Source organism: Kribbella sp. NPDC051587 (assembly GCF_044453945.1).
In the GTDB taxonomy this organism is placed as follows: Bacteria; Actinomycetota; Actinomycetes; order Propionibacteriales; family Kribbellaceae; genus Kribbella.
The window spans coordinates 71,394-94,570 of record NZ_JBITDE010000004.1 but is presented as its reverse complement, the minus strand read 5'-3'; the positions used below and the strand labels follow the sequence as shown (position 1 = coordinate 94,570).

Sequence of the window (23,177 nt, the reverse complement as noted above, 5' to 3'; positions counted from 1 at the left end):
TCCCGTGTTCTACGAATCCATCGGCACCGGCCGACCCATCGTGTTCCTGCCCGGCTGGGGCGGCAACAACGGCGAGACCCAAGCCGCCCACGAGCCGGTCTTCGCCGACCGCGCCGGTTGGCGTCGCATCTACATCGACCCACCCGGCACCAACGGTCGTCCCGGCGATCTGTCGATCACCGACCAGGACGGGATGCTCGACGCCATCGCGGAGACCATCACCGAGGTTCTCGGCAGCGACCAGTACGCCGTTGCCGGCACCTCCGCCGGTGCTTTGCACGCCCGCGGGCTGATCAAGCGCGACCCGGCGCGCGTGCTGGGCTTGCTGCTCCGCGTCCCCGGCGTCATCGCCGACCGGACCGCGCGCACCCTTCCGACGGATGATTACCTTCGCCGGACGCCGTCGTACGCCGCCGCGTCGCAGACCAAGCAGGACCTGTACTACGACCCGGCCGAGCGGTCTGCCGACCTCGATTTCCTCGCCCGGATCCAGTCCGACCCGAAGACCTACGCGCTGGCAGACGATCCCGCCGTACTGTTCGAGCGGCCGACGCTGATCGTGGCCGGGCGCCAGGACACGATCACCGGGTACGCCGATGCGTGGGGGTTGATCGACGACTACCCGACCGCGACGTACGCCGTACTGGATCAGGAAGAGCACGACCTACCAGTACGGCGACCAGCGCTCTACCACGCACTGGTCGCCGACTGGCTGGATCGGATGGAGGCTAGCTAGCCGGGCCGATCAGTTTCCAGGGCTCGTGGTCGGGGTCGGGCCCGGTCCCTGGGGCATTGTTCTGGGTCCACCACTTGGCTTTCCAGACCTTGCCGTTGTACTTCACGGTCACCTGCTCCACCGCTTGGGTGGTCGGGTCGTAGACCTTGGTCGAGTCCCAGTTGCCGGCGCTACATCCGCCGGCGGGTGGGGTCGCCGTACCGAGTCCCTTGAGGTTGTCGGTCACCGGCGCGTACGGCGTTCCTCCGATCGACAGGCTCGTGTTCACGGGGCCGGTGATCGGGAGGTAGTAGATGATCGGCAGGTCGAGCGTCTTCCCGGCCGGGATGATCTGGCAGTAGTCCAGCGTCGTGGTGATCCGGTGGAAAGGCGATCCCGGGGTCAGCTGCCATTGACCGCCTTGGGCACCGGTCTGCCAGTTGACGTCCTTGACCAGGGGCGAGGTCGAGGCTGGGATGTCGAACGACAGCTTGGTGTCCTTGCCGCCACCGAGCGTGCGCCCGGTGTTGTTGGTGATGCGGACGGTCGGCGTCAACGGCCAGAGCTTGGCCGTCTCGGTCGGGTAGTTCACCATGTCGACGCTGATGTTCGCGGTCACCGTCGGCGCCGTACCGGTGCTTCCGGTCCGCAGACTGTTGTCTGAGGCACCTGAATTGCCGAGCTTCTCGTTGAGCCGCGTGGTCAGGGTGTAGCCCATGCCGCACGGGTGCTGCGCGTCCACGACTGCCGGGCAGGCGTAGTCGCCGCCGAGCTCCCACATCATCACGCCGCCGGCGCCCGTGGACTTGACGAGATCGGTGACCGCGTCGATGCCCTGCTCGTCCTCGGTGGACAGGAACACCTTCTTGTCGGCGTTCCACAGCCACGAGGTCTTGGTGGTGTTGTCCCAGAACCTGTTGTACTGGCCGGAGATCCGGTCGGCCTCGTCGGTGCCGGGTCTGAGCCCGACGTTCGGCGCGTACTTGGGGAGAATGTTCTTCTCCAGATTCTTGGTGTGCCAGAGCGGGTTCGTGCCCGAGCCGAGCTCACCGCCGTTGGACGTCTCGTCGTGCCAGATGTTGTCGATCCCGATCGCGCCGTCACCACACGGACGCTTGATACCGGTCCCGGGTTCGCAACCACCCGGCTTCTTCGAGTTACCCCACAGGCCATTGGTGCCGCCGGTGACGTTCTTCCAGCCGCGGGTGTAGTACGGGATGCCGATGTTGACCCGCCCGGCCTGCAATGCGCCGCGCATGTACTTCATCGCCCAACTGGTGTTGAAGTAGCCGATCCCGCCGTACTCGGGCGTCGCGTAGAGGTCGGCCAGCTCCGGGTCCTTGCCGTCGTCGAACAACGCGGCGTTCGGACCGACGACGTCGTTCCAGGTGCCGTGGTAGTCGTAGGCCATCAGGTTGGTGAAGTCCTGGTAGTCCAACGCGGTCTGGTTGGCCATCCCGCGGGTCAGGTAGCCGGAGGCGGTGGAGGCCGAGGTGAGCAGATAGTACTTGTCGTCGGCAACAGATGCGCGGTTCAGCGAATCGCGCAGCGTCTTCATCAGGGCCGCGTACGACGCCGGGAGACCCTTGCGACGCGGGTTGGACGTACCCCAGTCGGTCGGGTTGCCGGTGTCGTCCAGGACCGTCGGGTACTCGAAGTCGATGTCGACCCCGTTGAACCCGTAGGTCCGCAGGAAGTCCACGACCGAGCTCGAGAACGTGTTGATCCCCGCCTGGTTGACCGAACCGTCGGAGTTGGTGGTCATCGAGTAGAAGCCACCGGACCCGGCCCAGCCGCCGACCGAGATCATCGTCTTCACCCGCGGGTGCAGGCGCTTGTACTTCGTCAGCAGGTTGAAATGGCCCTTGTAGGGCAGCGAGGTGTCCATCTCGGCACCGGGCTGACCGGGCCACTCCATCCCGATCGCCGGGTTGGTCGGACCGGCCGCGCCGACCGAGATCTTGTTCGCCTCGACCGAGGCGAACGCGTAGTTGATGTGCGTGACCTTCGACCACGGGATGTTCTTCACCAGGTAGTGCGGCGTGCCGTCGGCACCCGTGCGCCCACCGTTGAAGTAGGCAACGACCCTGCGGTCGCGACCCTGCCCGAGCCACTCCCGGCCGTCGCTCTGATAGACCTTGCAGTACGGCGTTGCCACGCCGGCCGTGGTCGCGAGACCATCCGGCCTGCAGTCGCCGCTCGCACCTGGACGCGTGCCGCCGTCGTCGCCGCCGGGATGGGCTTCCATCGGGTCGCCGACACCCCCGTTCGCGGCCGCTGCGATGTCGCTGGGCAGCAGCCAGCCGTCGACGCCCTGGGAGGTCGAGTTGTAGAGCAGGAAGTCGGACACCTTGTCGGCGTCGAGGTCACCGAAGTCGCCGACGGTACCGCCGAACGCGTTGCCGGCGCGGATCCGGCCGAGCGACTTCCAGCCGCCGTCGGCGGTCGCCTTGTTCGCCTTGGTCTTGGTGTCGCCCCAGCCACTGCCGAGGTTGATCCAGGCGTCCACGTCACCGGTCGTGTACCGCACGACCACGACGTCGGCCTTGCCGTCACCGTTGATGTCGGGATAGGAGACCGAGCCGGTCGGTCCTTCGGCCGGATGGGTGAAGCCGTCGATCTTGCTCCAGTTGCCCGGCTTCGGGAGTCCGCCGGTGGTGGTGTTGCGCCAGGCGGTGAGGAAGTTCAGGCGGTCCGGGATGATGATGTCGTCGTCCTTGTCCCCGTCCAGATCGGCGAAGACCGGATTGCCGACGTACCCGAGGTCGTTGGCGACGATCACCGGGTTCGCCCAGCGGACGTCCTTGCCGTTGGACTCGTTGCGCCAGACCCGCATCGCCGCGAAGCCGGTGCCCGACTCCGCGCTGGTGAGGAAGTTGACCAGGTCGTCCTTGCCGTCGCCGTCGAGGTCGCCGAAGAACGCCGGCTTCGGCGTCTGCCGGGCGCTCGCCGGTGCGGTGTCACCGATCGGCAGCCAGACGCGCCTGCCGTCGGAGCCGCAGCCCGCGTTCTGCCAGGTGTACAGCCGGCCCTGGACCGTGACGGCGCGATCGACGTCCCGGTCGCCGTCGACGTCCATGAACCTCGTCTGGGCACCCTGCGCGGCCATCACGATCTGACCGAGCGGAGCCCAGCCGCTGGGCTCGGTGTTGCCGTCGGGCTCGCGGCAGACGCCGTTCGCCGAGCTCGCGCTGCGCAGGTAGCTCGGCAGGTAGCGCTCGAGTGTGTCCAGCATTCCGGCCAGCGCGTCGCCGGCGGCGTGGCCCCCGAAGAAGGCCTCGACGGTCCGGACGAACCGGATGATCGAGGCGCTGGTCGCCTTGTACCAGGCGAGTGCCTCGGCGGTTCCGGCCCACGCGATGGCGAACGTCGTCAGGCCGGCCGCGATGGACTTGGCCATCGTGTTGGCCCATTCGTCGGCGTCGCCGAGCTTGCCGTCGGCCCACTGGGTCAGCGCGCCGTTCACGAACTCGCCCATGAACCCGCCGACGCCCGCGCACACGGTCGCCGGACCACCGGCGTACGCGCAGGCCGCGCCGGCACCGACGCCGATCAGGATGGAGCCGGCGACGATCAGTGCGCCTTGCCACCAGGTGGCGTCCACCACGGCGTCCGGCGCCTTGATGACGATGGTCGCGACGGTGCCCTCGACCTTGGTCTCGGCGTCGAACTCGATGTACCGCAGGTTCGGCATCACGTCCTGGAGGTGACCCTTGGTCCGCTCCTCCAGCGCCTGGCTGAGCTTCTGGCCCTTGGCCTTGATCTCGTCGAACTGCCGGACGTATTCGGCGGCCAGCGCCGGGTTCTCGAAGTTGTGCGTGACGACCTGGTCCTCGGCGGTGGGCCCGGCCAGGGCGGGCCGGATGCCGGTGCTCGACAGCAGTACGGCGATCGCGGTCACGAGGGCGATCAGCAGGCCGGGCGGTTTCCGGCGGTGCAACGGTCGTGAGCGTCGTGTGCTCATCTGGGATTCCTTCGTCGGGGCGGGCAATGCGCTCACGATGAGAGCGTTTGCACGCACCGTAATGAAGGGTTTCGGAGCAGAAAGCGCTCTCCGGGCAGAACCTACGGTTTCGAACGTTCGAAAATCCCGAACTCTGTGGTCGTCACCGGGCGCGAAGGAAGGCTCCTGGACGCGCGCGGGGCGGTGCGCGCGTCCAGGAGCCGGGGTTCGGGGGCTCAGAAGTTCGGGTAGGCCCAACCGAGGTAGCTGTTGAAGTAGGGGAGCTTGGCCAGGCCTATCTTGCCGTTGACGCTGGTGGCCCAGAAGTAGCCGTCACCGCGGGCGACGCCGACGTGGCCGTAGGGGGCGGCGAGGTCCCAGAAGACCAGTGCGCCCTTCGGTGGGTTCAGGTCGGTGTGGGCGGCGCCGCGGGCGACAGCGTCGTTCCAGTCCGCCTTGGCCGAGGCCCAGATGCCGGTCTTGCCGTAGGAGTTCTCCGCAGCCATCTCGCAGTACCCCTGGAACGCGGTCGAGCCGTTGCGAGCGGCGTACCAGGCAATGGCCTTGTCGGCACGCGGGTTCTCGGTGCACAGCGGTGCGACCAGGCCGGTGCTGCCGGTGTTGACGTAGGAGTCGGAGATGTAGCCCTTGCCCGGGACGTGGTCCCAGACGAGGCTGCGGCCGAACTTGCCGGTCACTGGCTCGCCGTAGATCTGGCAGTCGATCTCGACCGCGCCGTTCGGCTGGGTGCCGACGGAGCCGAAGCTGGTGGCGTTGCCGGACCGGATGGTCACTCCGGAGCCGCTGTCGGTGACGACCGTGCCGGTCGCGGCGTGAGCGGGCAGGACGACGGCGCCGGTGACGGCGAGGCCGCCGAGGAGGGCGCTGGTGGTGATGCGGGAGACGGTACGGATGAGGGCGGTCCGCATGAGGGTGTTCCCTTCTGGGAGAGTGCTTCACTCGCAGGGAATCAAAGGGTGATGCCGTTGTCGCAGTGGGCAACGGGCCGCCCGGCCCGGCGGGGATGCCGGACGGCCCGCCGGGAGGCTCAGAAGTTCGGCTGTGCCCAGCCCAGGTAGTTGGAGAAGTACGGCAGGCGGGCCTTGCCGATCCGGCCGTTTACGCTGGTGGCCCAGAAGTTGCCGTCACCGGTCGCCAGGCCGACATGGCCGTAGCTACTGATGTTCCAGAAGACGAGCGCGCCCTTCGGCGGGTTCAGGTCACCGCGGTGCGCGGCACCCCGCCGTACGGCGTCGTTCCAGTTGGCGATCGCGGAGGCGTAGATGCCGGTCCGGCCGTAGGCGTTCTCGACGGCCTTCTCGCAGTAGCCCTGGTAGGCCGTCGAGCCGTTGCGGGACGCGAACCAGTTGATCGCGTCGTCGGCTCGCGCCTGCGGTGCGGCGGAGATGGCGGCCGGTGCGGACGCCGGTGCGGGTGTCGGTGCGGCCGTGGCCGGCAGGCCGGCGCCGAGCAGGGCGGCGCCGCCGAGGAGGGCGGACAGGGTGGCGCGAACAAGGAAAGATCTCATGATGAGTGCCTTTCGCTGCGATGGGAGGGGCGGTGTGGCTGGCGAATTCGCTCCTACCCGAAGAGAATCAGGGCGTGATCACGTTGTCGCAGTAGGCAACCGTAAAATGAAAACCATCATCTTAGAATGTATGTAGGTTACTAACCTCAAGGGCAGGATGGCGTCGTGAGGCCAGCGCAGGCTCGCTTTGTGATCGGCAGCCGGATGCGAGAGCTCCGGGAGGCTGCTGGCGTGCCGTTGACCCGGGCCGCCGTGATGTCCGGCTGGGACAAGGGACACCTGTCCCGGGTGGAGCGTGGGCACACCAAACCGAGCCGTGAGCTGACCGAGTGGTACGACGCCTCGTTCGGCGCGGGGCAGGCTCTGGTCAACCAGCTGATGGAGCTGGACGCCGCCGTACGGGCTGATCGGGACATGTCGCAACGGGACCTGCGGCGGCACGTGCAGCCGGTCTCACTCGGTGGGTCCGTACCGGCTGACCACCATCCGGAGGACCGGGCCGAGCTGGTGGGGGAGACGGTTCCGGACGGGACACAGGTCTGCCGGGACGAGTCCTTCGAGAAGACCTGGCAGATTCGCAACAGCGGTGAGCGGCCGTGGCGGGACCGGTGGCTGACCCGGCAGGGCGCTGCCGGCGCTCCGGGCTGGCTGCGGTCGCCGGCGCGCGAGCGGGTGCCGGATGCGGAGCCGGGCGAGGTAGTGGTGGTGAAGATGCAGTTGCAGGCGCCGTCCCAGGTCGGGGCGTCGACGGCGTACTTCAAAATTACTGATGATGCCGGGCGTTTGTACTACCCCGGTCTGGAGTCGCCGCCGGTCTACTGCACGATCTTCACCGTCTACGACCTCTAGGGAATGCCCTTGCACTGCCTTTAGTGCCTGGTCATCGGTGGTCTGTCCGGCATACGTTGCTGCTTTCCTGCAATCCCCGCCCGGACAACAGGAGCCAACAGTGATCCGTCCTCGCAAGATCGCAATGGCCTTGGCAGTGGCGCTTGTGGTGCCACAGCTGGCCGTCAGCTCGGCTTCGGCGGCTCGCCCGGCCAGAGGTCCTGTGGACCCGCCGGTGCCGTCCATTCCGCAGCGGTACCTCGACCAGCCGATCACATGGTCGGTCTGCTCGTTCGATGCCGCGGTCAAGCGCTTGTACCCGCAGGCGCCGACCACCAATTGCGCCAAGGTGAATGTGCCGATGGACTGGGCACACCCGGACGCGCATCCCGACGTACAGGTCGCTATTGCCTACAGCAAGGCCACCGGTAAGTCGAAGGGCCTGATGACCACCAACCCCGGTGGACCTGGTGGTGCTGGCTTGAGCCTGTCGGCTGCGCTGGCTGCGGAGAAGACCCAGCTGTTCACCGACTTCGACCAGCTCGGCTTCGACCCGCGTGGGTTCGGAGCCAGTACGCCGTTGCAGTGCATCACCACCACTGAGAAGCTGGCCGCGTTGCCGACCACTCCAGACTACAAGGAGCGCACCCGGCAGACGCACAAGGTTGAGGTGGCCGAGGCCGCCCTGCAGGCTGAGGCCTGTGCAGCAACGGAGTTCGGTCAGTTCGTGAGCAGCCAGCAGACCGTCTACGACATGGACTTCCTGCGCGCGCTGTTCAAGGCCCGCCAGCTCAACTTCATCGGCTACAGCTACGGCACCTGGCTCGGTGGCTGGTACGCCGACACCTACCCGCAGCGCGTCGGCCGGTTCGTGATCGACTCGAACATGGACTGGACCCACACCCAGTGGGACAACGTGAACTTCGACCCGTTCTCCGGCCAGCGCCGCCGCGACACGCAGCTCTTCCCGTGGATCGCCCGGCACGCCGATCAGATCCAGGGGCTCGGATCCACGCCGCGCGCGGTGACAGCGTCGTACAACAAGATCCGCGCCGACCTGGTGAAGCTGGTCAAGGCCGGTACGTCGTCCGTGCGTGGTGACGACCTGGACGGCACGATCTACAGCACCATCTACGGCAACGTCCGCTTCATCCGGGCGACCGCCGACATCCTGATCCACGACGAGTACACCAAGGACCCGTCCGCCTCCGGCGCGATCGAACTCCGGCACGTCGACAAGGCGTGGGCCCGGCTCTCGCCCGAGCTGCAGGCCTTCGACACCCTCGCCGCCCTGCGTGCCCGGTACGGCGTGACTCCGGCCGCCTCGGCCGCCGCAGCCGCAGCGGTCAGCACCGACTCGGTCCACTCCGTCCTGGCCGACGCCCGCGCGGCTGCCTTGGAGTCACCGGCCAGCGACGAGCCGTACAACCTCGGCGCCATCGGTACGACGGTGCGCTGCAACGACACCGCGTGGAACAAGGATCCGAAGTTCTACCTGGCCGAGGCCGACAAGATGGCCAAGAAGTATGACTTCTTCGGCTACCTGAACGGCGTACCGATGTGCGCCTTCTGGAAATACAAGCCGCAGGACCGCAAGCTGGACCTCACCGGCTCCCCGCGCCTGCTGATGATCCAGGGCGAGCTCGACCCGGCAACGGCGTACGAGGGCTCCCTGCGCACCCACCAGGACACCGCCAGGACCACCCGCTTCGTCGCCATCGACGACGAAGGCCAGCACGGCCAGTACGTCGGCTCCGCGTCCGCCTGCGCCGAATCCATCGGCGACACCTTCGTCTTCACCGGCGAACTGCCTGCTCGCGACAAGGTCTGCGGTACGACGCCTCTACCGGCCGAGCTGTCGGTCTACCCCGTCAGGGGCCCGGTCGACGGCAATGCCGTCCATCTGCCGCGCTCCAAGGCCGGCTCGCAGAAGGTGAACCCGCTGCTCCAGCAGGCGCTCGACACCATCGCCGCCGGCACCCTGCGGTAGTTGCTGTTGTTGAGCGGGCCCGGCGTGATCGCCGGGCCCGCTCTACTGGTACTCGGCTTTGATTTCGGCGTCGAGCTCGGCCTTGTGGGCCATCCAGCGTTCGCTGAGGCCTTTGACCTCGCCGCTGATGAAGTCGATGAAAGCTAGCGAGACCCGCACTCGGTAGTGGGCGGGGGTGCCTTCGCCGGAGGCGTCGAGGACCTTGCGCAGCGAGGCGGACCAGCGGAGCAGGGACTGGTCCTCGGTCATCATCGTCTGGTACCAGGCGTCGTCCTGGATGACGTACACGTCGCGGCGGCTGCCGGGCTCGCGTTCGCGGGTGGCCAGGCGGAGCTGGAGCAGGTAGTTGACCGCCCCGGAGACGGCCGCGGGGCTGGCCTGGAGCTGCTCGGCCAGCTCGGCCGCGGTCAGCCGGCCGTCCTCGCTGGCCAGGATGGCGGAGAAGACCCGGCCGGCCATCCGCGGCCAGCCCGTGTCGGCCAGCAGGTTCCCGAACTGCTCGGCGTACCGGCGGACCGCCTCGTCGTCGCGTTGTGCACTCACCAGCCCATCATCCCCTCCCGGCCACGCAATTCGGAAGATTCACAAAATTCTGAATGAAGTGTACGTTATGAATCATGACATCAGCCATCGTGGTCTCCGGACTACACAAGTCGTACGGCGCGACGCACGCCCTCGACGGTCTCGACCTTGAGGTCGCCACCGGCGAGGTGCACGGATTCCTGGGCCCGAACGGCGCCGGGAAGTCCACCACCATCCGGGTGCTGCTCGGACTGCTGCGCGGGGACGAGGGCGACGTGTCGCTGCTCGGCGGCGATCCGTGGCACGACGCGGCCCAGCTGCACCGCCGGCTGGCCTATGTCCCCGGTGACGTCAACCTCTGGCCGAACCTGACCGGCGGCGAGGTGATCGACCTGCTCGGCCGGCTCCGCGGCGGGCTGGACCCGAAGAAGCGTGACGACCTGCTGCGCCGCTTCGACCTGGACCCGACCAAGAAGGGCCGCACCTACTCCAAGGGCAACCGGCAGAAGGTCGCACTGGTCGCGGCACTCGCCTCCGACGTGGAACTGCTCATCCTGGACGAGCCGACCTCCGGACTGGACCCGCTGATGGAGGAGGTGTTCCGGCAGTGCATCGAGGAGGAGCGGCAGCGCGACCGTACCGTCCTGCTCTCCAGCCACATCCTCTCCGAGGTCGAGGCGCTCTGCGACCGGATCAGCATCATCCGCCGCGGCAAGGTCGTCGAGACCGGCACGCTGGCCGACCTGCGTCACCTGACCCGTACGTCGATCCAGGCGGAGCTGGCGGCCTCGCCCAACGGACTGGCCTCGCTGCCGGGCGTGCACTCACTGGACGTCGAGGGCAACCGCGTCCACTGTGAGGTCGACACTGCCCAGCTCGATGCGGTGATGCGGCAGTTGGCCGCCAGCGGCATCAAGAGCCTGGTGGCACAGCCGCCGACGCTGGAAGAGCTGTTCCTGCGCCACTACGAGGATGACTCGGTGGCTGTCTCATGAGTGACTTCGTAGGCACTGGAACCCTGGTCCGGCTCGCCCTGCGGCGTGACCGGGTTCTGATCCCGACCTGGATCGCCGTGTTCGTGGTGATGGCCGCAGGCTCGGCCAAGGCCTCGATCGACCTCTACCCCGAGGTCGCATCCCGCGTCGAGGCTGCTCGGACGACCAACGCGTCCCCGGCCCTGGTGTCGCTCTACGGTCGCATCTTCGACGAGACCTCGCTCGGGGAGCTCTCGCTGTTCAAGCTGACCGCGTTCGGCGCCGTACTGGTCGGACTGCTCGCCTCGATCCTGGTAGTCCGCCACACGCGCTCCGAAGAGGAGTCCGGTCGGCTGGAGCTTCTCAGCGCCGGAGTCCTCGGCCGGTACGCCGCTCTGGCCGCAGCACTGATCGTCTCCATCGGAACCGTTGTAGTGCTGGGTTTGCTGACCGCACTGGTCCTCATCGGCGTCGGTCTCCCCGCTGGTGGCTCATTCGCCTTCGGCCTCGTCTGGGCCTCAGCCGGGCTGTCCTTCGCTGGTGTCGGCGCACTGGTCGCCCAACTCACGGAAGGCGCCAGAACCGCCAACGGCTTCACCGCCATCGCTCTGGGCGTCTCCTACGTTCTCCGCGCGATCGGCGACTCCTCTGCCGACGGCAAGTCCGAGTGGGTCTCCTGGCTGTCGCCCATCGGCTGGTCCCAGCAGATCCGCGCGTACGCGGGCGACCGGTACGTCGTCGTACTGCTGCCGCTCGTGTGCCTCGCAGCCCTGGTTGCCGGTGCGCTGGCTCTGATCCGCCGCCGCGACGTCGGCGCCGGCCTAGTACGCCCGCGTCCCGGCCCCGCCGTCGCCGCACCATCGCTCCGCTCACCACTCGCCCTGGCCTGGCGGCTGCACCGAGGCTCCTTGTACGGCTGGGGTTTCGCGTTCCTCCTCCTCGGCCTCCTGGTCGGCAACATCGCCAGCAACGTCGACGGCTTCGTCACCAGCGACAGCGCTCGCGAAATGGTCCAGAAGCTCGGCGGCGTCCAAGCGATCACCGACGCCTTCCTCTCCACCGAAATGGGCATGGTCGGCCTCCTGGCCTCGGCGTACGGCATCCAAGCCGCCCTCCGCCTCCGCTCCGAAGAGACAGCCCTCCGCGCCGAACCCCTCCTGGCCACCGGCGTCACCCGAACCCGCTGGCTAGCCAGCCACGTCCTGATGGCGCTCCTAGGCACCGCAGCCCTCATCCTCATCGCCGGCCTAGGCTCCGGCCTCACCAGCGGCGCCTCCCTGGGCAACGTCGGCCGCCAAGTCCCCCGCATGCTCGCCGCCGCCGCAGTCCAGCTCCCCGCCATCTGGCTGGTCACAGCCCTCGTAGTAACCCTCTTCGGCCTGGCCCCCAAGCTGGTCACCGCAGCCTGGGCCCTCTACGGCCTCTTCCTGCTCCTGGGCCAGTTCGGCGCTCTCTTCAACCTCCCCCAAGCCGCCATCAACCTAAGCCCCTACGGCCACACCCCCCGCCTCCCCGGCGGCACCTTCACCACCACCCCAGTCCTAGCCCTAACGGCCATTGCCGCCGCGCTCCTAGCCCTGGGCCTAACCACCTTCCGCCGCCGCGACATCGGCTAGCCCTTTGGTGCGATCCGAGGCCCGCCCGGTTGTCGGGCGGGCCTTGCTGTTTACGATCGCTGGGTGTTGTGGACTGAGCGGTTGGTGGAGTTCTGGAGTGAGCGGCATCTGGGGGTGCTGAGCACGGTCCGGGGGGACGGGTCGGTCCATGCGACGCCGGTGGGGGTGACGATCGACCCCGAGGCGGGGGTGGCTCGGGTGATTTGCTCGGGGACGTCGTACAAGGCGCGGGTGGTTCGGCGGCTGGGGAGTGCGGCGGTTGCGGTCACTCAGGTGGACGGGCGGCGGTGGAGCACGCTGGAAGGGCGTGCGGTGGTGGTGGACGAGCCGGAGCGGGTGCGGGACGCGGAGCGGCGGTATGCGCGGCGGTACAAGGAGCCGCGGGTGAATCCGCAGCGGGTCGTTCTGGAGATCACTGTGACCAAGGTGCTCGGCAATGGGGGCTGAGATCGTTGTCGTCGGCATCGGGGCGGACGGCTGGGCTGGGCTGTCACCTGCTGCTCAGGAGGCGATCGCAAAAGCTGATGTGCTGATGGGGAGCGCACGGCAGCTAGGCCTGGTTCCGGACGGTACGGCGGAACGCCGGGCGTGGCCGTCTCCGTTGTCCGAGGCGTTGCCGGGGCTGTTGGCGGAGTACCGCGGCCGGCGGGTGTGTGTGCTGGCGAGTGGAGACCCGACGTTCCACGGGATCGGTACGACGCTCGTGCGGTTGCTGGGGGCGGACGCCGTACGGGTGATTCCGCATCCGTCCAGTGTTTCGCTGGCGTGTGCGCGGCTGGGGTGGGCGCAGGAGCAGGTGCAGGTGGTCAGCCTGGTGGGGTATCCGACTGAGCTGGTGCACCCACAGGTGCAGCCGGGACGGCGGCTGGTGATTCTGAGCTGGGGTGCGCGGACTCCGGGTGAGGTGGCCGCGCTGCTGGTCGCTCGCGGCTACGGGGCGAGTGAGTTGACAGTGCTGGAGCAGCTGGGCGGTCCGGGAGAGCGAGTGACCGGTACGACGGCTGCCGAGTGGGCTGGTGACGTGGACCCGCTCAACGTCATCGGGGTGCTGTGTGCGGACGGACCGGTGCTGTCGACGACGCCGGGGCTGCCGGACTCGGCGTACGAGAGCGATGGGCAGTTGACGAAGCGTGAGGTGCGTGCGGTGACGCTGTCGCGGCTCGCGCCCGTGCCGGGCCAGCTGTTGTGGGACGTGGGTGGGGGAGCGGGCAGTATCGCGATCGAGTGGTCGCGGCATCACCCGACCTGCCGTGCGATCGCCATTGAGCGTGACGAGGAGCGGGTACGGCGGTTGGAGCGGAACGTCGCTGCACTCGGGGCCAAGGCAGCAGTGGTGCATGGTGCCGCACCGGCCGTGCTCGACGGGCTTGAGCAACCGGATGCGATCTTCGTCGGCGGCGGTGCGACGGCCGAAGGGATGATCAAGGCGTGCTGGGCGGCGCTGCGGCCGGGTGGACGCTTGGTGGTGAACGGCGTGACGCTGGAGACCGAGAGCCTGATTGCCCAGTGGTACAAGGAGTTGGGCGGTGACCTGGTGCGGCTTGACGTGCAGCGCGCGTCCAAGGTGGGCGGGATGACCGGCTGGCGTCCGGCGATGCCGGTGACGATCTGGAGTGTGACGAAGTGACTGTGCACTTCATCGGCGCCGGACCGGGTGCTGCCGACCTGATCACCGTGCGGGGGCGTGACCTCATCACCGCCTCGCCGGTCTGCCTGTACGCCGGTGCGCTGGTACCGGTCGAGCTCCTCGAGTACTGCCCGGTCGGGGCGCATAAGGTGGACACGGCCAATCTGGACCTCGACCAGATCATCGCTGAACTCGCCGCCGCCCACGCCGCCGGTCTGGACGTCGCGCGCCTGCACTCCGGCGATCCGTCGGTGTTCAGCGCGATGGCTGAACAGATGCGCCGGCTCGACGCACTCGACATCCCGTACGACGTCACACCCGGCGTACCGGCGTATGCCGCGGCCGCGGCGACGCTCAACCGGGAGCTGACCGTGCCAGAGGTGGGGCAGACGGTGATCCTCACCCGGATCAGTGGACGAGCCTCGAAGATGCCGGCAGGTGAGGACCTCGCGACCCTCGGTGCGAGCCGCGCCACGCTCGTCCTGCACCTGGCCGTGCAGCAGATCGACCGCGTCGTGGCGGAGCTTCTGCCGAGCTATGGCGCGGACTGTCCCGCCGCCGTGGTGGTACGTGCATCACGCGACGACGAAGAGGTGCTGCGCGGGACGCTGGCCGACATCGCGCAGCAGGTGCAGGCAGCGGGCATTCGCCGTACGGCGGTCATCGTGGTGGGGAAGGTGCTCGCAGCAACGGAGTTCCGCGACAGCCACCTGTACTCGACAACGCGGGAACGATGAAGGTCCTGCTGCTCGGCGGTACCGGAGAAGCGCGTGAGCTGGCAGGGCAGCTGGCTGACTTCGAGGTGGTGTCGTCGCTGGCCGGTCGGACCCGGGAGCTGCGACTGCCTGAGGGTGAGGTCCGAGTCGGTGGCTTCGGTGGGGCGTCCGGCTTGGCGCAGTGGCTGACCGAGAACCAGGTGGATGCGGTTGTCGACGCTACGCATCCCTTTGCCGCAACGATGACTGAGCACGCGGTGGAAGCCACCCGCGCAGTCGGCGTACCGCTACTGGTACTGCGCAGGCCGGGCTGGACCGCCGGGTCAGGAGATGACTGGCACTGGGTGGAGACGTCGGATCAGGCGGCTGCGCTTCTTCCGGCGTTGGGACAGCGTGTGCTTCTCACGATCGGTCGTCAGGGGCTAGCTGCGTTTGCCGGCACCGGCCTGTGGACGCTGGCGCGCTGTGTGGACCCGCCCGAGCCGGAGCCGACCTGGTGCACGCTGCTGCTCGACCGCGGCCCGTACGCCGTCGACGCCGAACTCGCGTTGTTCCGGGAGCACCACATTGAGGTGCTCGTCACCAAAGACAGCGGTGGTCCGCAGACCGCAGCAAAGCTCACCGCAGCGCGCCAACTTCAGGTCCCGGTCGTTCTGATCCAACGCCCACCCTCGCCCACCGGCGTACCCGTGGTGGAGTCGATTGCCGCGGCAGCCGACTGGTTGCGCAGCTACTGACCAGTGATGCGGGCAAGCCACTCGTCGAGGACCTGACGCTCGCCCGGCGTCAGGACGTCGAGGTCCGCCAGTTGAGCGCGGAGCGCGTTGGCGGCGGGGACTGGACCGTCAAGCGTCGGAGCGACGTCATCGGTGGTGATGGCGGCGACCAGCGCACTGAACATGGCATCGGACAGCTGCGGGTCACGCTGGTCCGCGGGGACGGCGAGCATGGCGAGGACGAGGCCTGAGCCGGCTGCGTGGATCATCTGGACGGCCAGGTCCTCGGGCACGGCGAGGCGGCCGGTGGTGGCGAGAGCGCGGACTCGGTCGCGGAGGATCTCGATGCCTGCCTCGGCTGCGGCCGGCCGGGGGGTCGAGCGGGGTTCGCCGTACATGAGCGCGAACAGGGCTGGGTTGGTCAGCCCGAAGTCGAGGTGCAGATCCCAGCCGTCGCGGAGCTCGACGAGCGGGTCGGCGTCCGGGTCGACCGGCGGCTTGGCCTCCAGGTACGCGGTGAATCCGTGGTCGAGCAACGCGGCCAGTAAGCCGTCCTTGTCGCCGAACAGGCGGTAGATGGTCGGCGCCTGCGTCCCGGCCGCGGTCGCGACCGCGCGGGTCGAGACGGCGTCGCGCCCGCCCGCGGCGAGCAGCTTCGTCGCTTCTCCGACGATCTTCTCCCGCATCCGGTCCCGGGTGTCGTCGTCCTGCCGGCGTCGCTCCACGGGTCAACGGTAGCGGTTGGCGAATGGTGTTAACAGTGATAGCTTGAAATTGTTAGCGACGATAACGGAGGTGGCAGATGATCATTGTGACCGGCGCGACCGGGCGGCTGGGCAAGGCAGTGGTGGAGCGGCTGGCGGAGCGGATGCCCGCGGTGGAGTTGGGGGTCAGCGTGCGGGATCCCGAGCGGGCCGCGGAGCTCACGGCGCGGGGGATCCGGGCCAGACGCGCCGACTTCGACGATCCCGGTGCGCTGGCGCACGCCTTCGAAGGGGCGAGCCAGGTGCTGATCGTGTCCGGGCCGGCGGATCCGGCACCCCATCAGGCAGCGATCGAGGCGGCGCAGAAGGCCGGCGCCGGACGCATTCTCTACACAAGCCACATGGGCGCGAAGCCGGATTCCTTGTTCCTCGCCACCCGAGGGCATGCGGCGACCGAGCAGCACCTGGCCGACGCGGGAGTGTCGTTCACCGCACTCCGCAACGGTTTCTACGCCAGTACGACGGCCTGGCACCTCCGCACGGCGCTCGAGACCGGCGAGCTGCGAGTTCCGCAAGACGGTCCGGTGTCCTGGACCGCCCATCCGGATCTTGCCGATGCTGCGGTGATCGCGTTGACCGAGCCGGATCGCTTGCAGGGCATCACTCCGGCGCTCACCGGGCCAGCGGCACTGGACCTCGCCGATGCGGCGGCGATTGCCTCCGACCTGACCGGGAAGAAGATCGTCCGCGTGGTGATGGACGACGAGGAGTGGAGAAAACAGGCGCTCGCCCAAGGCCTGCCGCCGTTCGTCGTCGACCTGACGCTCGGCATCTTTCAGGCCAGTCGTCGCGGCGAGTTCGCGACCGTCGATCCGGCCCTGGGTGAGCTCCTCGGTCGACGTCCGATGGACCTCCGGGCTGTGCTGGAGGCCGAACTCGCAGGCTGACCCGCCCCGGAACCAGCAGTTGGCTGCATCAGGTCGTGAGGCGGGCGGTGGTTTGCCAGATGTGTTGGCACGTTGAGGAGGCTGCTTGGAGGGTGTCTTCGGGGGATTGGGAGGCGTGGTAGAAGGTTCGTTCGATCATCCAGCAGAGGGACTGAGCCAGGGCCGGGGCCTGGTCTGGCTGGGGACCAGTGGGGATGCCGGCGCGTTCCAGCACTGCGGTGATGGCGGTGATGAAGAGCTCGGCGGTGTGGTTCCAGAGCTGGCCGATCTCGGGGACGGTTCGGGACAGGTCGATGGCGGTCCGCATGACCAGGCCGTGGGCGGTCCAGAGCTCTACGGTGCGTTGCATCGCAGCGCTGATCGCTTGGCGGGGGTCCTCGGTGGTGGCTGCGACCTGTGAGCGTTGCCAGAGGTGTTCGACGGTTCGGGCGACCAAGGCGGTGACTACTTCCTGTTTGGAGCCGAAGTAGAAGTAGAGGGCGCCGCGGGTGATGCCGGCGCCGTCGGCGATGTCGCCGACGGTCATCGCCTCGTAGCCCGTCTGCGCGAGCAAGGTCTCGCAGGTGTCGAGGATCGCGCGTTCACGGAAGTCGCCCTTGCGTTCGCCGCCGCGTCGGGTCCGGCTGGGCATCAGAGCTGGGCGCCGGTTGCGAAGTCCGTCGTACGGGAGAGTGTTTCCCAGGCGCGGATCTCGTCGTCCACGGCGGTGCGCGCGGCCGCGATCAGGCGCAGGGCGTCCGAACCCAGCACGAGATGGCTCGGCGGCTGCTCCAGCGCTGCGATCCGGACGACGGCCTCGCCTGCCTTGGCTGGGTTGCCCAGTTGGTTGCCGTCGGCCTTCATTCGGGCCTCCCGGATCGGGGCGAACAGCTCGTCGTAGTCGTCGATCGACCGTTCCGCGCGGGTCATCGAGCGGCCAGCCCAGTCGGTCCGGAACGAGCCCGGCTCGATCGCCGTCACGTGAATCCCGAATTGCGCGACCTCCTTGCCCAGGGCCTCGAGGATGCCTTCGACCGCGAACTTCGACCCGCAGTACGCCGACATCCCAGGCACTGCCATCAACCCGCCCATCGAGGTGACCGCCATCAGATGCCCGCGGCGACGGCGACGCATGAACGGCAGCGCCGCCTGCAGGGTCGCGACCACCCCGAACACATTCACCTCGAACTGGCGGCGTACCTCACCCAGGGGCGTCTCCTCGAGCGTGCCCTCCAAGCCGTAACCAGCGTTGGCGACGACAACATCCAGACCGCCGACGCTCTCCTCCACCTCCGCGACCACCCGACGTACCGCGTCGTCATCGGTCACGTCCAGCACCCTTCCGTACGCCGACCCGGGCGCGAGCGCTTCGAAATCCCGCAGGTCGTCCTGGGAACGGACCGTGCCGACGACGGTGTGTCCAGCACTCAGGGCCGCCTGGGCGAAGGCGCGTCCCAGTCCGCTGCTGACGCCGGTGATCAACCACTTCTGCTTCTCCATGACGCAAATTCTACACTATGTAGATTTTAGTCAACGAAGCGTCGAATCAGGATTCTGTGCGGGCCGGGTGATGTCGGTAGATTGACGGCATGGGGATTCAGATCGCGCCGAGCATCCTGTCCGCGGACTTCGCCCGGCTGGCGGACGAGGCGGCGGCCGTGTCGAACGCGGACTGGCTGCATGTCGATGTCATGGACAACCACTTCGTGCCGAACCTGACGCTGGGGTTGCCGATCGTTGAGTCGCTGGCGAAGGCCACCGACACTCCGCTCGACCTGCACCTGATGATCGAGGACCCCGATCGCTGGGCCCCTGGATATGTCGAGGCGGGCGCGTCGAGCGTGACGTTCCACGTGGAGGCGTGCCGGGCGCCGATCCGGACGGCGCGCGAGATCCGGGCCAAGGGAGCACGGGCGGCGATGGCGCTGAAGCCGGCGACACCGATCGAGCCCTTCGAGGACATGCTGTCCGAGCTGGACATGATCCTGATCATGACCGTGGAGCCCGGGTTCGGCGGGCAGAAGTTCCTGGACGTCTGCGTGCCGAAGATCCGCCGGACCAAGGAGTTGCTGGTCAAGCACGGCCTCGACCTGTGGATCGAGATCGACGGTGGTGTGTCGGTCGAGACGATCGAGCGGTGCGCCGAGGCCGGTGCCGATGTGTTCGTCGCGGGCTCGGCCGTGTACGCCGCCGACGACCCGAACGCGATGGTCGAGAAACTCCGTGGTCTCGCCGAAGGGGCAGCCGAATGAGCGAGCACAAGCCGGTGGAGAGCTGGCTGACCGACATGGACGGCGTGCTGGTGCACGAGGAGCGCGCGATCCCGGGGGCGGCCGAGTTCATCGCGACCTTGCAGAAGTCGGGCAAGAAGTTCCTGGTGCTGACCAACAACTCGATCTTCACCCCGCGCGACCTACGGGCCCGATTGCTTGCCGCAGGCATCGATATCCCCGAGGACGCGATCTGGACCAGCGCGCTGGCCACGGCGCAGTTCCTGGACGACCAGCGCCCCGGCGGTACGGCGTACGTGATCGGCGAGGCGGGGCTGACCACGGCCCTGCACGAGATCGGGTACGTGCTGACCGAGCGTGCGCCGGACTACGTCGTACTGGGGGAGACGCGGACGTATTCGTTCGAGGCGATCACCAGGGCGATCCGGCTGATCGCCGATGGTGCGCGGTTCCTGGCGACCAACCCGGATCCGACCGGTCCGTCGCAGGAGGGCCCGTTGCCGGCGACCGGTTCGGTGGCGGCCCTGATCACGCGCGCGACCGGCGTCGCGCCGTACTTCGTCGGCAAGCCGAACCCGCTGATGATGCGCAGCGCCCTCAACCGGATCGGTGCGCACTCCGAGACCGCGGTGATGATCGGCGACCGGATGGACACCGACATCATCAGCGGTCTCGAGGCCGGGCTGCGCAGTGTGCTCGTGCTGTCCGGGTCGACCGGTGAGCACGAGGTCGACCGCTTCCCGTATCGCCCGACCCGCATCGTCGAGTCCATCGCCGACGTCGTACCGCTGATCGACGCACTCACCTAACAGGACAGGGTGCGGAAGCCGAAGCCCTGCGCCTTGAGCTTCTCCAGGATGCTGGGCAGCGCGGCCAGCGTCTGACTACGGTTCCCGCCGCCGTCGTGCATCAGGATCACCGACCCGTTCTTCACGCTACCCAGCACGCGCTTCTCGATCACTGGGACCCCCGGCTTCGACCAGTCCCGCGAGTCGATCGTCCACAGCACCAGTTCCTTGTCGAGCGCCTTCGCCCGCTGCCGGACGGTCGCACTCACTCCGCCGTACGGCGGTCGCAGGCAACTGGGCGTGATCCCGGCCGCGGACCGGATCGCTGCGTCGGTGTCGCCGACCTGCTTCCGGAACCCGGCAGCGGTCTGGTGCCGCAGGTCGGCGTGCACCCACGTGTGGTTCTGCACGCTGTGCCCGGCCGCGTGGATCGCCTTGGTCAGCTCGGGATGTTTCGCGACATTCTTCCCGACCTCGAAGAACGTCGCCTTCGCCTCGTACTTCGCCAGGATCTCGAGCACCTTCGGCGTGTAGGCCGGATCAGGTCCGTCGTCGAACGTCAGTACGACGTACTTCGCGGGCAGCGGCGCCTCAACCGGTGCAGCCGCGGCCGGGGCAGGAGGCGGTGTCGGCTGCGTGTGCGGACGCGCCGCAGCCACCACGATCGTTCCGATCACCGCACTGACGGCGACCATCATCGCCAGCCCGGTCAACCGCTGACCGGTGCGCGTCAGTCGAGTCTCCATGCATCCCCCAGGGCGGGTGGGCCTCACTCCACCCGCCCACCCTCACCCGCCCAGCCCCGAAACCCGGCTCCCACGCCGCTTCCCCGTCAACAACCACGCATATCGGACACGGCGCAGGAGTGGACCGCCACCACCCACCAACCGCCTCCAATGTCCGTCGGCGGTCTCAAGCTGAGCGTGACGAGGGCACCGGACGCCGGGTTGGACGGTGATGGAGGTCCGGGTAGTCACAGCACTTGTGACAGGAACTGCTGCAGGCGCGGGGACTCCGCGGCAGTGAAGACCTGGTCGGGGGCACCGGACTCGACGACGATGCCTTGGTCCATAAAAGCGACCTGGTCGGCGACCTCGCGGGCGAAGCCCATTTCGTGGGTGACGACGACCATCGTCATACCGGACTGGGCGAGGTCGGCCATCAGGCCGAGGACACCTTTGACGAGCTCCGGGTCCAAGGCGGAGGTGGCCTCGTCGAAGAGCATCACCTCGGGCTTCATCGCCAGGGCGCGGGCGATCGCGACTCGCTGTTGCTGACCGCCGGAGAGGTTGCCGGGGCGAGCCTCGGCCTTCTCGGACAGCCCGACGAGCTCCAGTTGTTCGAGCGCGGCGGCTCGCGCGGCGGCCGCGTCCAGCTTCTGGAGCTTGCGCAGCGGGAGCGTGATGTTGTCGATGACGCTCTTGTGCGGGAACAGGTTGAAGTGCTGGAACACCATCCCGATCCGCCGCCGCAGCACGTCCGGGTTCCCCGGCAGCACGGACTCGCCGCCGAGCAGGACGTCGCCCGCGTCGGGTTCGATCAGCCGGTTGATCGTCCGCAGCAGGGTCGACTTGCCGGAGCCCGAGGGGCCGATCACGCAGGCCGTGCGGCCGGCCGGTACGGCGAGGTCGACCCCGCGCAGCACCTTGTTCGTACCGAAGGCGAGCTCGACGCCGCGGACCTCGAGGCTCGCCGCTCCCTCAACGGGCATATTCCGGCTCCTCCACTAGGGGCGTGTCGGTCGCTCGGCCCTCACGCAGGCGCTTGTCGATGTAGTTGACCAGGTGGGTGAGCGGGACCGTGATCACCAGGTAGAAGATGCCGGCCAGCAGCAGCGGCGAGAGGTTGCCGTCGGTGGAGGCCGAGTCCTGGCCGATCCGGAACAGCTCGCGCTGGCTGGCGAGCAGGCCGAGGAAGTACACCAGGCTGGATTCCTTGATCAGCGCGATGAACTGGTTCACCAGCGCCGGCAGGACGCGCCGTACACCTTGGGGGATGACGACGAGCCGCATCCCGTCGGTGTAGCTGAAGCCGAGCGCTCGCGCCGCCTCCAGCTGGCCCTTCTCGACGCTCTGGATCCCGGACCGGAAGATCTCACCGATGTACGCCGACGCGATCAGCGACAGCGCCAGGATCCCCAGCGGGTACGGGTTCGGACCCCACCAGTGCCGGGTGATCGGGGACAGGCCCTGACCGATCAGCAGGATGGTCAGGATCGCCGGCAGCCCGCGGAAGATGTCGGTGTAGATCTTCGCCGGCCACCGCAGCCAGCGCTTGCGGGACAGGGCGAAGACCGCCACGATCATGCCGAGCACAGTGCCCAGCACGACCGAGGCGGCCGCCAGGATCAGCGTGTTGACCAGTCCCACCTTGAGCATCTCCGGCAGGACTGCCTTCATCGATCCCCAGTCGAGGAAGGTTTCGTTCAGGGTGGACCAGATGTCCATGCTTCTTCCCCTCGGCCCGCCTCGTCCTATCAGGCTTTGGGGGCCGCGAACTTGACGCTGCCACTACCCGGCTTGAAGGACTCCGGTACGGCGCGGCCCGGGTAGTACTGCTCGACCAGCTTGGTCCAGGTGCCGTCGGCAATGACCTCGTCGAGCGCCTTGTTCACGGCCTCGCGTAGCTTGTCGTTGCTCTTGGCCACCGCGTACGCCGTCGGCGCGGAGCTCAGCTCCTTGGCCGCCAGGATGACGGTCCCGCCGCCCTGCTCCTTCGCCATCTTCTCGCCGATCTCGGCCGGTGAGATCCAGGCGTCCGCCGTACCGGCCTTGAGCTGGCCGACGGCGGCGTTGTAGTTCGGCACCCGGACCGGGTCGAGGTTCTTCGACGTCGCGTAGTCGTCCTGGACGGTGCCCTGGACCACCACCACGCGCTTGCCGGTGAGCTGGTCGAACTTCGTGATCCCGGAGGTCTTGGTGGTGTTCAGGCCGAGGTATCCGAAGTCGTAGCCATTGCTGAAGGCAACCGTCTTCTTGCGGGCCTCGGTGATCGTGATCGACGAGCTGCCCAGGTCGAACTGGCCGGTGTTCACCTGCGAGAGCAGGGCGGAGAAGTCGGTCCCGACGAACTCCGGCTTCAAGTTCAGCTTTGCGGCGACCGCGGTGATCAGGTCGTTGTCGAAGCCGGTGAACTTGCCGTCCTTGACGTAGACGTTCGGCGGCGCGTCGGTGAGCGTCCCGATCCGCAGCGTGCCCGCCTTGATCAGGCCGAGGTCCGGTCCGCTCGCGGCCTGGTCGTCATCGCTGCCGCAGGCAACCATCGACAAAGCCAACGTGACAACGGCTCCGGCAGCGGCGATACGACGGAAGGGAGCGCTGAAGGCGCGCACGGGTGTCTCCTTAGAACAGTCA

General features: G+C 68.0%; 23 protein-coding genes. 12 read left to right on the top strand and 11 right to left on the bottom strand.

Translation table 11 applies throughout. The features are described from left to right. The first annotated feature begins 4 nt into the window (after positions 1–4). Positions 5–736, top strand: a complete 732-nt coding sequence (locus tag ACIA49_RS16115) for an alpha/beta fold hydrolase (protein WP_396377934.1) — start codon at positions 5–7, stop codon at positions 734–736. On the opposite strand, the gene ACIA49_RS16110 is transcribed toward ACIA49_RS16115, so the two are convergent. The 3 genes from ACIA49_RS16110 to ACIA49_RS16100 form a co-directional block, all read right to left on the bottom strand. Continuing rightward, on the bottom strand, positions 729–4,679 hold the full coding sequence (locus ACIA49_RS16110) for a glycosyl hydrolase family 18 protein (protein WP_396377933.1): 3,951 nt from the start codon (positions 4,677–4,679) through the stop codon (positions 729–731). The two genes, ACIA49_RS16115 and ACIA49_RS16110, sit on opposite strands and share 8 nt — an antisense overlap. Positions 4,680–4,894: 215 nt before the next feature. Further along, entirely contained in the window at positions 4,895–5,587 is a 693-nt protein-coding gene (locus ACIA49_RS16105) for a CHAP domain-containing protein (protein WP_396377932.1), read from the bottom strand. A 119-nt stretch (positions 5,588–5,706) separates the two neighbouring features. Beyond that, a complete protein-coding gene (locus tag ACIA49_RS16100; protein ID WP_396377931.1) occupies positions 5,707–6,186 on the bottom strand; it encodes a CHAP domain-containing protein in 480 nt (159 codons plus the stop codon). A gap of 165 nt (positions 6,187–6,351) precedes the next feature. Between ACIA49_RS16100 and ACIA49_RS16095 the strand changes: the two genes are divergently transcribed. Beyond that, complete coding sequence (locus ACIA49_RS16095; protein WP_396377930.1) at positions 6,352–7,035, top strand: NBR1-Ig-like domain-containing protein; 684 nt, start codon at positions 6,352–6,354, stop codon at positions 7,033–7,035. 214 nt (positions 7,036–7,249) lie between these two features. Continuing rightward, positions 7,250–9,004 carry an alpha/beta fold hydrolase gene (locus tag ACIA49_RS16090; protein ID WP_396377929.1) on the top strand — a complete coding sequence of 585 codons (1,755 nt, stop codon included), beginning with the start codon at positions 7,250–7,252 and terminating at the stop codon, positions 9,002–9,004. A 42-nt stretch (positions 9,005–9,046) separates the two neighbouring features. Here the strand turns inward: ACIA49_RS16090 and ACIA49_RS16085 are convergent, their stop codons facing one another. After that, a complete protein-coding gene (locus tag ACIA49_RS16085; protein WP_396377928.1) occupies positions 9,047–9,547 on the bottom strand; it encodes a GbsR/MarR family transcriptional regulator in 501 nt (166 codons plus the stop codon). Between the two features lie 74 nt (positions 9,548–9,621). On the opposite strand from ACIA49_RS16085, the gene ACIA49_RS16080 reads away from it, so the two are divergent. From ACIA49_RS16080 to ACIA49_RS16055, 6 genes are all read left to right on the top strand, one after another. Further along, on the top strand, positions 9,622–10,521 hold the full coding sequence (locus tag ACIA49_RS16080; protein WP_396377927.1) for an ATP-binding cassette domain-containing protein: 900 nt from the start codon (positions 9,622–9,624) through the stop codon (positions 10,519–10,521). Further along, positions 10,518–12,116 (top strand): ABC transporter permease, encoded by a 1,599-nt coding sequence (locus ACIA49_RS16075; RefSeq protein ID WP_396377926.1) that lies wholly within the window; start codon positions 10,518–10,520, stop codon positions 12,114–12,116. The genes ACIA49_RS16080 and ACIA49_RS16075 overlap by 4 nt, the downstream gene beginning before the upstream one ends. Before the next feature lie 63 nt (positions 12,117–12,179). Beyond that, entirely contained in the window at positions 12,180–12,563 is a 384-nt protein-coding gene (locus ACIA49_RS16070) for a TIGR03618 family F420-dependent PPOX class oxidoreductase (protein WP_396377925.1), read from the top strand. Further along, positions 12,553–13,743, top strand: coding sequence for a precorrin-6y C5,15-methyltransferase (decarboxylating) subunit CbiE (gene cbiE / locus ACIA49_RS16065; RefSeq protein WP_396377924.1), 1,191 nt, complete (start codon positions 12,553–12,555; stop codon positions 13,741–13,743). Before ACIA49_RS16070 ends, cbiE begins: the two co-directional genes overlap by 11 nt. After that, on the top strand, positions 13,740–14,480 hold the full coding sequence (gene cobM / locus ACIA49_RS16060; RefSeq protein WP_396377923.1) for a precorrin-4 C(11)-methyltransferase: 741 nt from the start codon (positions 13,740–13,742) through the stop codon (positions 14,478–14,480). The genes cbiE and cobM overlap by 4 nt, the downstream gene beginning before the upstream one ends. Next, positions 14,477–15,196, top strand: a complete 720-nt coding sequence (locus ACIA49_RS16055) for a cobalt-precorrin-6A reductase (protein ID WP_396377922.1) — start codon at positions 14,477–14,479, stop codon at positions 15,194–15,196. The genes cobM and ACIA49_RS16055 overlap by 4 nt, the downstream gene beginning before the upstream one ends. On the opposite strand, the gene ACIA49_RS16050 is transcribed toward ACIA49_RS16055, so the two are convergent. Then, positions 15,190–15,900, bottom strand: coding sequence for a TetR/AcrR family transcriptional regulator (locus ACIA49_RS16050; protein WP_396377921.1), 711 nt, complete (start codon positions 15,898–15,900; stop codon positions 15,190–15,192). The genes ACIA49_RS16055 and ACIA49_RS16050 overlap by 7 nt on opposite strands. A 77-nt stretch (positions 15,901–15,977) precedes the next feature. On the opposite strand from ACIA49_RS16050, the gene ACIA49_RS16045 reads away from it, so the two are divergent. Beyond that, on the top strand, positions 15,978–16,826 hold the full coding sequence (locus ACIA49_RS16045) for an NAD(P)H-binding protein (protein WP_396377920.1): 849 nt from the start codon (positions 15,978–15,980) through the stop codon (positions 16,824–16,826). 28 nt (positions 16,827–16,854) lie between these two features. Here the strand turns inward: ACIA49_RS16045 and ACIA49_RS16040 are convergent, their stop codons facing one another. Then, on the bottom strand, positions 16,855–17,457 hold the full coding sequence (locus ACIA49_RS16040) for a TetR/AcrR family transcriptional regulator (RefSeq protein WP_396377919.1): 603 nt from the start codon (positions 17,455–17,457) through the stop codon (positions 16,855–16,857). Then, on the bottom strand, positions 17,457–18,305 hold the full coding sequence (locus tag ACIA49_RS16035; protein ID WP_396377918.1) for an oxidoreductase: 849 nt from the start codon (positions 18,303–18,305) through the stop codon (positions 17,457–17,459). The genes ACIA49_RS16040 and ACIA49_RS16035 overlap by 1 nt, the downstream gene beginning before the upstream one ends. 89 nt (positions 18,306–18,394) lie before the next feature. On the opposite strand from ACIA49_RS16035, the gene rpe reads away from it, so the two are divergent. Both rpe and ACIA49_RS16025 read left to right on the top strand, forming a co-directional pair. After that, a complete protein-coding gene (gene rpe / locus ACIA49_RS16030; protein ID WP_396377917.1) occupies positions 18,395–19,057 on the top strand; it encodes a ribulose-phosphate 3-epimerase in 663 nt (220 codons plus the stop codon). Next, positions 19,054–19,845, top strand: coding sequence for an HAD-IIA family hydrolase (locus ACIA49_RS16025; RefSeq protein WP_396377916.1), 792 nt, complete (start codon positions 19,054–19,056; stop codon positions 19,843–19,845). Before rpe ends, ACIA49_RS16025 begins: the two co-directional genes overlap by 4 nt. Here ACIA49_RS16025 and ACIA49_RS16020 read toward each other — a convergent pair. The 4 genes from ACIA49_RS16020 to ACIA49_RS16005 form a co-directional block, all read right to left on the bottom strand. Next, positions 19,842–20,570, bottom strand: a complete 729-nt coding sequence (locus ACIA49_RS16020; RefSeq protein ID WP_396377915.1) for a polysaccharide deacetylase family protein — start codon at positions 20,568–20,570, stop codon at positions 19,842–19,844. The two genes, ACIA49_RS16025 and ACIA49_RS16020, sit on opposite strands and share 4 nt — an antisense overlap. 227 nt (positions 20,571–20,797) lie before the next feature. Then, positions 20,798–21,535 carry an amino acid ABC transporter ATP-binding protein gene (locus tag ACIA49_RS16015; RefSeq protein WP_396377914.1) on the bottom strand — a complete coding sequence of 246 codons (738 nt, stop codon included), beginning with the start codon at positions 21,533–21,535 and terminating at the stop codon, positions 20,798–20,800. Next, positions 21,525–22,271: an amino acid ABC transporter permease gene (locus ACIA49_RS16010; RefSeq protein ID WP_396377913.1), complete on the bottom strand. Its 747-nt coding sequence runs from the start codon at positions 22,269–22,271 to the stop codon at positions 21,525–21,527. The genes ACIA49_RS16015 and ACIA49_RS16010 overlap by 11 nt, the downstream gene beginning before the upstream one ends. A 29-nt stretch (positions 22,272–22,300) precedes the next feature. Continuing rightward, positions 22,301–23,155 carry an ABC transporter substrate-binding protein gene (locus tag ACIA49_RS16005; RefSeq protein ID WP_396377912.1) on the bottom strand — a complete coding sequence of 285 codons (855 nt, stop codon included), beginning with the start codon at positions 23,153–23,155 and terminating at the stop codon, positions 22,301–22,303. Between the last annotated feature and the right edge of the window lie 22 nt (positions 23,156–23,177).